Source organism: Methanoculleus sp. UBA291 (assembly GCF_002499755.1).
Lineage (GTDB): Archaea > Halobacteriota > Methanomicrobia > Methanomicrobiales > Methanoculleaceae > Methanoculleus > Methanoculleus palmolei.
The window spans coordinates 14,676-28,356 of record NZ_DANC01000030.1 but is presented as its reverse complement, the minus strand read 5'-3'; the positions used below and the strand labels follow the sequence as shown (position 1 = coordinate 28,356).

The window sequence follows — 13,681 nt, the reverse complement described above, 5'->3', positions numbered from 1 at the left end:
TTCGAGGCCGGCCATCCGCAACGGTGTAGTGAGAGTGAGAGAGACCCCGTCACGGTGTCGGGGTCCTGTACGGCGTATACCTGACGTCCGTCACCCACAATTTCCCGGATGACAGGGAAAAGATTTACATGCCTTCAGCGAACGCGAGGCCCGTATGTATGATGACGGGAGGGACCTCGATGCCAGCATTCCCGCACCAGCACACTCGGGTGCGTCCGCCCTCGATGCAATCGTTGCGTCCGTCAAAAACAGCAGATACCTGCTGGTTCTCATCGGCCTCGCGACCGTCGGTTTTCTCCTCCGGTTCTACGACCTCGGCGGGAACTCCCTCTGGCTCGACGAGGCCTCGACCCTGGGATTTGCCCGGCAATCGCTCATCGGCATCTGGGAGAGCACAGCCGGCGGCGAGTTCAATCCGCCGTTTTTCTACTGGCTGGAGCACGGAATGCTCCTCTTCGGGGAGAGCGAGTTCGTGCTCCGTCTCCTCCCCGCGCTCCTCGGCGTTCTGACGATCCCGGTTGTCTACCTCATCGGAAAGGAGTTCCGGGACAGAAACGTCGGGCTCATCGCCGCCGCCTTCCTCACGTTCTCGCCCTTCCACCTCTTCTACTCCCAGGAGGCACGGGCATACGCCCCGATGCTCTTCTTCTTCTCCCTCGCGCTGTTCATCTACATCCGCGCGGGCCGGTCGGACGAGACCCGCTCCTGGGTCCTCTTCGGGGTCTTCTCCGCGGTCGCTTTCTGGATGCACTTCTACGCCATCGTACCGGTCGCCGTCCTCATCCTCCACGCCCTCGTCACCCGCGCCGGCGCTATCCGGAGCAACATCCGAAACGCAGGGCACCCGCTCCTCTCAATCATCGTCTTCGCCGCCGCAAGCCTCCCTCTGCTCGTCGTCACGGTCAATCTCTTCCTTGTCAGGACCTCGGCCGCCCCGACGTTCGGCGTGCAGGGGTTCGATGTCGTCTATCAGACATTTCTCCAGATATCGGGGTTCAGTGACCTCATCCTGATACCTTTCCTCCTCCTCTTCCTGCTCGGCGTCGCGTACACCTGGCGTGAGGACCAGAACGGCGCGCTCCTCCTCATCTTCATGATGGTCCTCCCGCTGGCGGCAAGCCTCGTTCTCTCTTCGAGGATGCCGATGGTCCCGCGTTACCTCATCTATCTCCTCCCGGTCTACTTCGTCGGGATCGCGTTGGCGTACCCCGCGCTCTACGCCCTCGTCCGGGACCGACGTGCGGTCTACCTCGTCGTGATAGCGGCAGCGGCCATCAGCCTCCCATTTCTCTCGACCTACTACACGACGCCCCAGAAGGACGACTGGCGGAGTTTCTCCGCAGAACTCGGCAAGATGACGGAGGAGGGCGATCTGGTCGTCGTGCTGCCGCCCTATATTGTGCAACCGCTCGACTACTACTACAGCAACGCGACCGACCGGACCCTCGAAGTCGGGGCAACGACCGGGGCGGACCTCGCGGCTATCCGTGACCGGCACCCCGGAAAACAGGTGTTCTATATCGTGACTCCCGATATCTTCGCCGCAGACCCAACCGGGGACGCGGTGGACTGGCTCAAAGAGAACACGGAGTTTGCCGGACAGCATACGGAGATCTACCTCTTCACATCGGCCTAGACGGAGGACTCGATGGCCGAAACCTACGACCTCTCGGTGATCATCCCGACCTTCAATGAGGAGGAGAATATCGCCGCGATCATCGAAGCGATTGACGAAGTGTTCTCGAAAAACGGCATCCGCGGCGAGGTCCTGGTGGTGGACGACTCTTCAACGGACCGCACGATCGGAATCGTGCAGGATATCGCCGGCCGGAGCGGGAACGTACGGCTGATCGTCCGGAGAGAGGACCACGGACTCTCCCGGTCGGTCGTCGAAGGGTTCGGGAAGGCGCGTTCGGGGGTCCTGCAGGTCATCGACGCCGACTTCTCACATCCGCCGGAACTTATCCCCCGCTTCTACGAGGCGATACGCAACGGTGCGGATATCGCCATCGGGAGCCGGTACATGAAGGGCGGGGAGATCGCAGAGTGGCCGCTTGCGCGGAGGGTCATATCGTTCGGGGCCACAGCACTCGGTCGTCTCCTCTTTCCGGAGGTCACCGACCCCGTGAGCGGGTTCTTTGCCGTGCGGCGCGAGGTCGTCTTCGGCGCCCCCCTTTCGCCCCGGGGCTACAAGATCCTGATGGAAGTCCTCGGCAAGGGCCGTTGGCGCTCGTTCGTCGAGGTCCCGTTCGTCTTCAAGGACCGCGAGGAGGGAGAGAGCAAACTGCGGGCCGACACGATGACGGATTACCTCCGGCAATGCGCCGGCATCGTCCTCTTCTCGGTCGCGCGCCGGGCCGGGCCGGCCTGGACGGAATGGACAAGAATCCTCCGGTTCGGTCTCGTCGGGCTCTCCGGGATCTTCGTCAACATGGGACTCCTTTACGTCCTGACCGGGGTTGCCGGTCTCTATTACCTCATCTCTGCAGCAATCGCAATCGAACTCTCCATCGTGAACAACTTCATCTGGGACGACCTCTGGACGTTCGGGGCTGCCGGAGACCTCAGGCTCGAGCGGAAGATCCAGAGGTTCGGGTCGTTCCAGGCGGTCTCGATGGGCGGACTCGTCATCAATATGAGCGTCCTCTATCTCCTCGCGGATTTTTTCGGGATCTACTATCTTATCGCAAACCTTGTGGGGATCTTTCTCGCGTTTGCCTGGAACTATGGGGTAAACCGGCACTATACATGGAAAACGGCATAGAGACACCGGGGTTCTCGATCCCTGATGATTTAAAGGAGAGTCTGTCCGTCCTGTGCTCCAGATAACCGTCCTCCGGAGGAAAACGTTACACCAGTTCGTTTCTCCGCAAGAACTCCCGGATCTCGCGCGATTCAACCCAGCCCTCATCGAGTTGCCTGACGATCCCGTTGATCCGCTCCACCTGCTCGCGGATCTTTTCCGGCGCTGCTCCGTCGCCGATCAGGTCGGCCATGCCGAGGATCACCTGCAGGGGCAGACGAATGTGGTCCGCGAGGACGGCAAACTGCTCGATGTTCTGCTCGATCTGCTCGAACGCCTGCTTTCGCATATCCTCATAGCATTTCCGCTCCGAAACGTCCCGGCCGACGGTCTGCACGCCGACCACTGCATCGTCCTCGATGATCGGCGATTCGTTCATCTCGACGACCGCGACCGTTCCGTCCTTCCGGCGGAGCTCAACGAGAAGCCCCTCGACGGACTCGCCCCGGGCAACCCGTTTCCGGGCCTCCTGCCAGTCCGGGCGGGTCTTTTTAAGGACGTAGTCGCTGCACTGCTCGCCGATCATCTCATCGGGCGTGTAGCCGAGAATCCGCGTTACGGCTGGAGAGATGTAGGTGATCCCGCGGTCGGTGTAGCAGGTGTAGATCATATCAAAACTCCGCTGGGCGATCTTACGAAACCGCTCCTCGCTCTCCGCGAGAGCGGTCTGCATCTCCCGGCGCTCGGTGATGTCGTCCACCATCGCGATAACGAGCCCCTGTTTTCCGGAGTCGTGGAGCGGGGATGTAGTCAGGCGCCCCCAGATGATCCTGCCGTCCTTCGTCACGTAACGTTTCTCCCGGGAGGTCTCCTTCCTGTCGGACGGGTAGACCAGGTCCTGGAACCGTACGGATTTCAGTTCACCCTCGCCGTAGCCGAACATACAGAGAAACGCCGGATTTACCTCCGTGATTCTCCCCGTCGGGTCGATGAGAGCGATCCCGGTCCCCGCCTGCTCAAAGATCCCCCGGAACCGTTCCTCGCTCTTCTGGAGGGCGAGTTCAACCTTCTTCTGCTCGGTGATGTCCTGCCCCGTGACGACCAGTCGCCCCTCCTGCGGGCGGAAGATGTGCAGGTCATACCATCTCCCGGTCCTGGGCTCCTGCAGCCGCCGCTGCGCCGGAATACCGGTCTCCGAGACCTCCCCGTAGAGGGCGCGGGCGCCCTCCGCGATCGCCGGGAAGATGGTGAAGAGCCGCCGCCCGATCAGTTCCTCCCGGCCGCGGCCGAAGACTTCGGCCGCCTTCTCGTTCAACTCGACAAGACGGTAGTCGACGGGACTCCCGTCGTCATCACGGACAACCTCATAGAGGGTGTAACTTTCGAGCATCTGTTCAAAGAGGAGGCGGTATCTCTCCTCGCTTCTTCCGAGGGCCTCGTCCGCCTGTATCTGATCGATGATACGGCCGAGCCTCCCGGCGACGGCGTCGAGCAGGTGGCGTCCGTTGGCGAGGAGCGGTATCTCGTCCTCCCGGGGCTGTCCGTGACGATGGCATACCTCCACCCTTCCGGCAACCCGGCCGTGGATGGTAAGCGGGCTCTCCTGTCGCCAGGGCGTCTCGGTAAACCCGGCCGACCGGTATTCCCGGCCGTCGACTACTACCCGGGCGACGACATCCTCCGGGTTGGGCCATCCGGCGGGAAGGATGGCGGCAACCTCCGTGAGGACCTCGTCAATCGATATCCCGGGCCGTTCTGCGATGCCGCTGATGGCATAGAGTGTCGTGAGTTCCCGTATCCGACGGTCCTGGTCGGTTTTCTGATCCCGGAGCGTCTCCTCCTGCGCTCTCTGCCGGTCCGTGGCATCGTCTGCGATGGCAGACCGATCGGGGCCTTCCGATTTGTCCGGGGGCGTTGTAGGCGGAGACATCGTTTCAGTCCTGCTTCGGGAAAGTGGGCAGGGTAACCGGTATGCTGGCCGGTACTCAGGTATGCCGTGGACGGGTAGTCTTTCCGATCACTTGGGGTGATGTCTTCATAAGTGTTCTGCTCGGTGAATGGGCGGCCTTCTGCCCCGGTATTGTTTCCGGAAGCGTCACGGGGAAAGCAGGCAGAGGTGTGCGCCCAAACTACCTATATGGACATAGCCAAAGCCTCATATACGTAGGAAGACGCTCGCCCTGCCGGACAATCACAGAGCAACCGGAGGCGGGACATCGCCGTCTTCGGGGTCCCGGACAACACCCGCCTCCGCCGGAGGCGACTTCGAAGGAGGCTCAGGCGTTCCTGCCCTCTCTGGCCTTCAGGAGGGTGAACCGAAACGCCGCCCCCTCTTCCGGGCGCCCGGGGACACGGTCCTCGGCCCAGATCCTCCCGCCGTAGCGTGCGGTAAGCAGCCGGCAGATCGAGAGGCCGAGGCCCTGGCTTCCTCTTCTGCCGCCTTCCCGCTCGAACCGGAAAAAGATCGTCTCCTTCATGTCGTCCGGGACTCCGGGTCCGCTATCGGCGATGGTGACGACAACGGTCTCTTCGTCCCGGTCCTCAACCGTCACCGTGACCTCGACACCCGGCCCGCCGTGCTTTACGGTGTTGCCGAGCAGGTTCGTGAAGACTTCGGGCAGGAGGTCGTCGCCGAGGACCTGCACCGACAGTCCGGTGTAATGAATGCAGAGGTCGGGATAGTGGGCGATCTCGTCCCGGACAATCTTATCGAGGTCGCAGGGCGCAAGCCCGGCCTGGTTCTCGTGGATCTTGCGGATGGTGGCGACGTTTGCGGTGATCTCGATGCTTTTTTTGATCCCGCCTTTCAATTTCCGGGCGTGCCGGGCCGGTTCTCCATCGAGTTCATCGATAAGCAGGTCGGCGTAGATGCTGGCGATGTTGTCGGCGTTCCGGATATCGTGGGTGAGGATATCGAGGTAGAGGTTTGCCTCCTGGTTCGCCGTCTCAAGCCTCTGATAAAGCATTCCCCGGAGGATGCCGGCCCCGATCTCCCGGCTGACCGCTTCGAGGAGCCCGCGCTCTTCGGACGAGAACGTTTCCCGGTCCAGGCTCCCGATAAGGAGCGCTCCGACGGCATCGGACTCGACGATAAGCGGGATACAGGCAAGTGCAGCAAGGCCGAGTTCCCGGAGGAGACGGGAGGTTGAGGTGCTCCGGTGCCGATCATGCTCAAGGTAGTGCGGAAGACCGGCGGCGAGACTCCCGGCACATGACTCCGCAAAGATGCTTTCCGCTCGCTTCAGGCAGGCATCCGGCATGTTCTGCTGGTACTGGAGCGCTGCCTCTCCGCGGTTGACGGCATCAAGATGGTAGATCGCACCGCAATCATAGCCGAGGAGGTCGATCGTCTGGCTGAGCGCCGTCTCCATCAACTCCGCGGGCGTTCGGGCCGACGCCGAGGTGCCGATGATCCTGTTCAGCAGCAGGAGATGGCGGTTTCGTGCCTCCAGCCGCTCCTTCACCTGCTTCTGGTGGGTGACGTCCCGCATAACGACCTGGACCGCGGGCCTGCCCTCAAAGAGCATCCGTGTGCCCCTTCCTTCGACGGGAACCGTCCTCCCGTCAAGCCGGACAACCAGCAGTTCGACGAGCGGCGTAACCTCTCCCCGGAGGTTGCGCAGACCGAACGACCGGACAGCATCCCGGGCTTCCGGATGGACGACATCAAGGACTGCCTTCCCGATAATCTCCCCGGCGTGTGACGCGCCGAGAAGCCGCATGCAGGCGGGGTTGATGTAGGCGATCCTCCCGCCGCGGTGGATCAGGATCGCTTCGGCGGAAAGTTCGACAAGCGAGCGGTATTTCTCCTCGCTCTCCCGGAGTTTCATTTCCATCTGCTTCAAGAGGGTGACGTCCTGGATCCCGGCGAGAAATCCACGGCAGGTGCCGCCGGCATCGATTATCGGGGCGGTTGTTATCAGCGTATGGACGCGGGCACCGGCTCTCTGGATCAGATCGACCTCATAGACTTCATGGGAACTCTTATCCGGGTTTTGCAGGTACTCTCCCAGACACCCGGCACCTCTTTCATCGACGAAGAGAGTGGCCGGCAGCCCGACCAGTTCGGCGACCGGGCAACCGGTGATATCGGCCAATCTCTGGTTGGCAAAGACCAGAGCGCCCTCTCTATCAATCAGCCCGATGCCTTCGTTCAGGTTCTCGATAAGAAACCGATACCACCCTTCGTTCTGCCGCAGAATATCATCAATCCCTCTCCACCCGGAGGTTCCGAGGAGTGGCGCTTCCCGGGGAGCGGCGGGTTCGGACAGCAGGCGGATGACCCGCACGCCCCGAAACAGTCCCTCATCGACAACCCTGCACGACCAGCGGACCCTGTTTTCCCCGCCGTCGGGCGATCGCAACGTACACAGGACATCGGCAGCCGGTGAACGGCCGGAGAGCGACTCCATGATCGCCGCCCTGCACGGCTCTTCAGCGATCCGGGGCACCAGGTTCCGGCGGATGAACTCATCCGCCTCGGCTCCGGAAAATTCTTTCCGATCGATGCCGAGGATGTGCCGGAGATACCCGTTGACACAGGCTACCCGGTTGTCGGGGCCGACGACGAGCAGCCCCTCGTCGAGCACGTCGAGGATGGCGGCGAGCGCGGGGAGATCGCCATCCGCGCGTGTGAACCTGTGTATCAGCCGGGACCACCTTCCTTTATCCTTGGAGGAATTCCATTTTCACAGGGAATACTCTATTCCCACACATCTCAAGCGAATCCGGACCATATTAGGGATATTCTGAAGTTTCTATAATCCCTGTTGGTGATTTTATACGAGCACGGGTAGTATGCTCTTTCCCGGAATATATAAATCTGTCCATTTCCCCCGCCATACGGGGCTGTTCAGCAGGTCCCGCCGACCTTCCTTATGAGAACGGCCAGGTACGGCCGCCTCCGGCTTCTCCACGGGTAACCGATAGGTTTACGTCTCCTGCAGCCTGCCTCCCGCCGTGAGTGGATACGGGTGACACGGGTGAGGGAGATGTACAGGCAGCGTTACGTGCAGGGCGAGACCGACAACGTGGATTACCGGAAGCGGCGGAGGGACTGAGATGGACCACGACCACGAAATGCACCGTGCGGACGCCCACCATCACGCCATCGAGGACTTCCGGCGGCGGTTTATCGTCTCGACCCTGCTCACCGTCCCGATCCTCCTGCTCTCAGCGCCGGTCCAGGCGCTCCTCGGGGTCACCATCGTGTTCCCGGGCTCGGACTATCTCCTCTTTGCTCTTGCGACCCTGGTGTACTTCTACGGCGGCTGGCCGTTTCTTACCGGCATCGTTCGCGAACTCCGGGCGCGGACGCCCGGCATGATGACGCTCATCGCCGTCGCGATCACCGTCGCCTATGTCTACAGTTCGGCGGTCGTTTTCGGTATCGTCGGCACAGAGGGCTTTTTCTGGGAACTCGCCACCCTGATCGATATCATGCTTCTCGGGCACTGGGTGGAGATGCGTTCGGTCCTCGGGGCGTCCCGGGCGCTCGAAGAACTGGTCAGGGTCATGCCATCGGAGGCGCACCGGATCCGGGACGGCGGGACCGAGGACGTGCCCGTGGACCGGCTTATGCCGGGCGACCGGGTCCTCGTCCGTCCCGGGGAGAAGGTGCCCGTGGACGGCGTGGTGATTGAAGGAGCAACGAGCGTCAACGAGGCGATGCTCACCGGTGAGTCAAGGCCGGTCGGGAAGCGTCCCGGCAGTGAAGTCATCGGCGGGGCGATCAACGGTGAGGGCTCGGTCGTCGTCGAGGTCCGGAGGATGGGTGCGGAGACCTACCTTGCCCGGGTGATCGACCTCGTACGAAAGACGCAGGAAAGCCGGTCCCGGGCCCAGGACCTCGCCGATCGGGCGGCGTTCTTCCTGGTGGCAATTGCGCTCGCGGTCGGTGCGGTGACGTTCACGGTATGGCTCGCCCTCGGAGAAGGTACAGGGTTTGCGGTGGAGCGGGCCGCGACCGTGATGGTCATCGCCTGTCCCCACGCGCTCGGCCTCGCCGTCCCGCTCGTGATCGCGGTCTCAACGGCCCTTGCCGCCCAATCGGGGTTCCTGATCCGGGACCGAAACGCATTCGAACGTGCGCATGACCTCCAGGCAGTTCTTTTCGACAAGACCGGGACCCTGACGGAGGGGAGGTTCGGGGTCACGGATGTTCTCACCTTCGACGGCGCGGCAGAGGACGACGTACTCGGTGCGGCGGCATCGGTGGAGACGCACTCCGAACACCCGATCGCCCGGGGAGTGGTCCGGAGCGCGGAGAAACAGGAGCTTTCAACGCTTCCGGTGGAGGGCTTCCGGGCTATCCCGGGAGTCGGGGTCGAGGGAACGGTCGGTGGTCGCATTGTTCAAGTAGTCGGCCCCGGCTACCTTGCAGAGCAGGGCATAGCAGTCGATAACGGACGGATCGAACCGCTCCAGCAGCAGGGCAAGACCGTCGTCTTCCTGCTCGAAGACAACCGGCTCGTCGGGGCGCTCGCGCTCGCCGATACCATCCGGCCGGAGTCGGCGGAGGCGGTCCGTCGGCTCAAAGAGATGGGCATCCGGTGCATGATGCTCTCCGGCGACAACCACGACGTCGTGGCATGGGTGGCGGGGGAACTGGGCATCGACGAGTTCTTCGCCGGGGTTCTCCCCCACGAGAAGGCCGAGAAGGTCCGGGAGGTGCAGGAGCGCTACCGGGTGGCGATGGTGGGGGATGGGGTCAACGACGCACCCGCACTCGTGCAGGCCGACCTCGGGATTGCAATCGGGGCGGGGACCGATGTAGCCGTGGAGAGCGCCGATATCGTCCTCGTGAGGAACGATCCCCGGGATGCAGTGACGATCGTCGAACTTGCGCGGAAGACCTACCGAAAGATGGTCGAGAACCTCCTCTGGGCGACCGGCTACAACGCCGTCGCCATTCCGCTTGCCGCCGGCGTGCTCTCCGGCGCCGGTATCGTTCTCACTCCCGCGGCCGGGGCGGTGCTGATGAGCGCAAGCACCGTGATCGTCGCAATCAACGCCCGACTGCTCCGGGTATAGGGAAAGAGAGCGGCACCATACCAGCGCATCGGAGGGGTCGTATCCTCCTTTATCCTCGCTTATCTACCCGGCTCACCTGCATGCAACCGTATCCTCTTATGGTTCCCGCAGGTCTACCTGTATGCGATGGGACGTTACAACGGCGGCGACGTCGTTCTGGCCTCCGTACGCATCGGCGGTACCGGCGAAGGGAAGGTGCGCCCGGTGGTGGTCGTGACTGCAGAAGAGAGCGGAAACCTCGTCATCTGCCCGGTATCGAGCAGCCCGTCCACCGACGGGATCTCGATCCCCCTCTCGCTCGATGATTTCGCCCGGGGCGGGCTCGACCTCTTCACCGAGAGTTACGCCCTGACCGCATACCCCGCCGTCATCCGGCCGGCGGATGTCGTCGGGAAGAAAGGCACCCTGCTTCCCGGGACGCTTGCCGCCATTCGTGAGGCCATGCCGACGATGCACCGCCCCCTCCATCAGGGGAAGCGGTTTCGTTATTAGAGTTCGTATCGCTTCAGGAACTCCCGGATTTGCCGGGACTCCATCCACTCGCGGTCGAGCTCGAGGACCCGCGCGTTGATCCTCCTGACCTGCTCCCGGAGTTTTTCCGCGGACTCTTCGTCGTCGAGCAGGTCCGCAACCCCCATGATCACCTGGAGCGGGTGGCGGACGTGGTCGGCAAGAATAGCGAACTGCGCGATGTTGCGCTCGGTCATATCGAACGCCTGCTGCCGGAGCCGCTCGTAGAGGATTCGCTCGGAGATGTCCCTGCCGATGGCCTGAAACCCCACGATCTTCTTCTGCTCGATGATCGGCGACACGTTCAGTTCCAGTATGGCAGTCTCTCCGTTCTTTCGCCTGCCCCATACCTGGAGCCCTTCGACCAGCTCACCCCGGAGCACCTTCCGGCGCCCCTCCTCCCAGACCGGACGGCTTGAAGGGAGGAGGTAATCCTCCCATTCCGTCCCGATCATCTCCCCGGGCGAGTAGCCGAGGATGCGCTTCATCGCTGGCGAGATATAGTTCATCCCGTCGTCGAGGTACGACGTAACGATGAGATCGAAACTCCGCTGGGCAATGCCGCGGAACTGCTCCTCGCTCTCCTGGAGCGCCGTCTCTGTCCGCAGCCGTTCGATGATACGACCGAGCCGCTCCGCGACGGCGTCAAGCAACATCCGCTCTTCCGGCAGGAACGGTCCTTCAGCCGCCTCCGGTCTCTCGTGGAGGTACCGGACCTCAACCTCACCGACCCGCGTACCGTGAACGATGATCGGGCTCTCCTGTTTCCAGGGCGTCGCATCCGGGTCGCCCCGCCGGAACTCCCGCCCGTCGACCCGGATCAGCACTGCCGTATCGTCCGGGTACTGCCAGCCCGAGGGGAGGGTGTCGGCAACCGCCTGCAGGAGCCGGACAAGCGTCATTCCCGGCACCTCAACAAGGTGTGCGACGGTGTACAGACACTGGAGTTCGTCCATCCGTTTCTTCAATTTCTCCGTCTTCTCCCGGAGCGCCTCTTCCACCCGGTTCCGTTCGGTCACATCAAAGGCCGTCCCGGCAAGGCCGAAAATGTTCCCCTCTGCATTCCGGAGCGGCTTCAGCGTCAGGTCCCGAACACGAGATCCGTCTGCGACGGAGAACGGCACCGCCGCTCGAACGGTCTCTCCCGCTTCAAGGACCCGACGTTTGAGCGCGGTAAGAAGAGCGGCGTTGCCGGGAAAGGCTTCCTCGTCCCGCATACCGATGATGGATGCATCCGTGGCACCCAGTTGCTGGTTGTACGACCAGGTGTAGCGGAGGTTTTCATCCTGCACAAAGACGACCATCGGCGACCCGTCAAGCGCGGTCTTGAAGTGGTACGCGTCACGTTCTGCGGTGACGTCCCGGACCCTGAGGAGCCGGTGACCGATGGAGGCCGGGACCGGAAGGTCCGAGATCGAGAGCCAGCGCCAGGTGCCGCCGGGTGTCCGGACACGGCAAAAGATAGGGGGCATGTCCGCGTCGGTCTCCAGGGCCTCCCGGAGCAGGCGTGCGGAGGCCTCATCCTCGACGGCCGGCAGAAGGTGACGGGTAAAAAACGAGCGTACGTCCGTCTCGAGAACATTTTCTTGCTGGATATCAAATATTCGAAGGAGAGCCGGGTTGTACCAGAGAACCTTTCGGTCGTTGCCTACCGCGAGAAGACCGTCGCCGAAAGCGTTGAGCACCTCGGTATCGTAGGATATCCCATTGTGATGCGAGTCCGTCATGTCCCACCGGCGCCAAAGTGCAGTCGCCGTAGTGGTTGTGCTCCAGGGGAGCAAAAAAGGTTGTCATCCGGTTTGCCGATGATTCAGTGGGGATTTTACAGCATTCCTGCCCCCGGTGGTTCGAACCCGGCCATCGGTCCGGGCGGAAGAACCGGTTCCGGTGACCGGAGTTGATAAGACCTTCCGCTATTGAACTCTGTATATGGCGGTGCGAATGCACGTGACGGTCAGTGGAAAGGTACAGGGCGTCGGGTTCCGATGGGCTGTGGAGGACGAGGCCCGGGATCTGGGGGTCACCGGCTGGGTAAGGAACCTCCCCGACGGCCGTGTGGAGGCTGTCTTTGAGGGGGACCGGGAGTCGGTTGAGCGGATGGTCGAGTTCTGCCGCCGGGGTCCGGCCGCGGCACGGGTCGATGACCTGCAGGCAACCCGGGAGGAGCACTCCGGGGAGTTCGACGGCTTCTCCATCCGGCAAGGAAAATAGGAAGAGTCCTGCCCCACAGGCATAAATACCGGCAGGCCTCCAATGAAGGCCCATGTTGAAGGATATTGAACCGGTCGAGATCCTCTCCGTGATCCGGGAGCGCCGAAGCGTCAAGAACTACACCGACCGCGATCTCCCGGACGAGGCCATCCGGGCGATCATCGCTGCGGGTGTCCAGGCCCCGACTGCTCTTGGTCTTCAGCCCTGGCAGTTTGTGGTCGTGAGGGACCGGGGCCTGATGCGGAGGATGTCGGACTACTGCAAACCGCTCCTCGCGGGGAGGATCGGCGAGGAGGCACGCCCCGGGACGGAGGAGTTCCTTGCGGCGCTCACGACTCCGGAGTTCAACATTTTCTACAACGCCCCGGTGCTGGTCCTGGTACTCGGGGACCGGGGGGTCGCCTCAAGTATCCTTGACTGTGCACTCTGTGCAGAGAATATGATGCTTGCCGCCTGGGCGCTCGGCATCGGCAGTTGCTGGATCGGCTCTGCAGCTCTCATCCAGGAGAACCCGGAGTTCCTTGCGGCGTTGGAGGTCCCGGACGACCACCAAATTGTGGCGCCGCTGATCTTCGGCTACCCTGCTCCTCTGCAGCCGAAACGGGAACGACGGGAGCCCCGGATAACGTGGATCCCCTGACGCCCGCGATTGGCGTCATAACGGCGTCCGTGCGGGACCCGCCGCAAAGGACAAATAGCACGATATCCACCTCCCTCCCATGCTCGGAACGGTTGCGATTAAGATAGATGCGGACAAAACGAGTGTCGAGGTGCACCCGAAGAACGTCAAAAGGATACCGCAGGTCGGCGAGGTCTACGATCTCGTCGAGATCGAGACGGACCGGGGGACGACCGTCTGCCATTATTACGCGGCAAAGGAAGCCCGGAACGGTGTCGTTATGGTTGGAGGGGCCGGCGGCGAGTTCGATACCCCTGCACGCGGCCTCTATCCGCGGCTGGCGCAGGACCTCCGAAACGACAGGATCAGCACGGTCCGGGTGCATTGCCGGAGTCCGACCAGCCTCGTGGAGTCGGTCGTCGATACTGTCCTCGGTATGAATTTTCTCAAGAGTCAGGGCATCTCAGCCATCGGGCTCGTCGGGTACTCGTTCGGGGGAGCGGTGGCGATCCAGGCGGCGGGCGACCCGGCGGTTCGGGCGGTCGTCGCCGTCGCCGTCGCCGTCG

Annotated in this window: 9 protein-coding genes and 1 pseudogene; 7 read left to right on the top strand and 3 right to left on the bottom strand. The window is 62.6% G+C overall.

Translation table 11 applies throughout. The features are described from left to right. Window positions 1–154: 154 nt before the first annotated feature. Together BP737_RS07565 and BP737_RS07560 are read left to right on the top strand one after the other, a co-directional pair. Window positions 155–1,636: a glycosyltransferase family 39 protein gene (locus tag BP737_RS07565; RefSeq protein ID WP_292406592.1), complete on the top strand. Its 1,482-nt coding sequence runs from the start codon at window positions 155–157 to the stop codon at window positions 1,634–1,636. Window positions 1,637–1,648: 12 nt separating this feature from the next. Beyond that, a complete protein-coding gene (locus tag BP737_RS07560; protein ID WP_342686076.1) occupies window positions 1,649–2,764 on the top strand; it encodes a glycosyltransferase family 2 protein in 1,116 nt (371 codons plus the stop codon). Window positions 2,765–2,849: 85 nt separating this feature from the next. On the opposite strand, the gene BP737_RS07555 is transcribed toward BP737_RS07560, so the two are convergent. Beyond that, window positions 2,850–4,673 (bottom strand): PAS domain S-box protein, encoded by a 1,824-nt coding sequence (locus tag BP737_RS07555; protein WP_292406583.1) that lies wholly within the window; start codon window positions 4,671–4,673, stop codon window positions 2,850–2,852. Window positions 4,674–5,019: 346 nt separating this feature from the next. Next, window positions 5,020–7,332 carry a PAS domain S-box protein gene (locus BP737_RS07550; protein WP_292406580.1) on the bottom strand — a complete coding sequence of 771 codons (2,313 nt, stop codon included), beginning with the start codon at window positions 7,330–7,332 and terminating at the stop codon, window positions 5,020–5,022. Between the two features lie 472 nt (window positions 7,333–7,804). Here BP737_RS07550 and BP737_RS07545 point away from each other — a divergent pair, with 472 nt between their 5' ends. Beyond that, window positions 7,805–9,775: a copper-translocating P-type ATPase gene (locus BP737_RS07545; protein ID WP_292406577.1), complete on the top strand. Its 1,971-nt coding sequence runs from the start codon at window positions 7,805–7,807 to the stop codon at window positions 9,773–9,775. A gap of 126 nt (window positions 9,776–9,901) precedes the next feature. Continuing rightward, on the top strand, window positions 9,902–10,267 hold the full coding sequence (locus tag BP737_RS07540) for a type II toxin-antitoxin system PemK/MazF family toxin (protein WP_292406574.1): 366 nt from the start codon (window positions 9,902–9,904) through the stop codon (window positions 10,265–10,267). Here BP737_RS07540 and BP737_RS07535 read toward each other — a convergent pair. Continuing rightward, complete coding sequence (locus BP737_RS07535) at window positions 10,264–12,012, bottom strand: PAS domain-containing protein (protein ID WP_292406571.1); 1,749 nt, start codon at window positions 12,010–12,012, stop codon at window positions 10,264–10,266. The two genes, BP737_RS07540 and BP737_RS07535, sit on opposite strands and share 4 nt — an antisense overlap. Window positions 12,013–12,214: 202 nt before the next feature. On the opposite strand from BP737_RS07535, the gene BP737_RS07530 reads away from it, so the two are divergent. From BP737_RS07530 to BP737_RS07520, 3 genes and pseudogenes are all read left to right on the top strand, one after another. Further along, window positions 12,215–12,496, top strand: coding sequence for an acylphosphatase (locus BP737_RS07530; protein ID WP_292406568.1), 282 nt, complete (start codon window positions 12,215–12,217; stop codon window positions 12,494–12,496). A 52-nt stretch (window positions 12,497–12,548) separates the two neighbouring features. Further along, window positions 12,549–13,136, top strand: a complete 588-nt coding sequence (locus BP737_RS07525) for a nitroreductase family protein (protein ID WP_292406567.1) — start codon at window positions 12,549–12,551, stop codon at window positions 13,134–13,136. Between the two features lie 79 nt (window positions 13,137–13,215). Further along, window positions 13,216–13,681, top strand: a pseudogene (locus BP737_RS07520) (alpha/beta hydrolase); the annotation flags it as partial.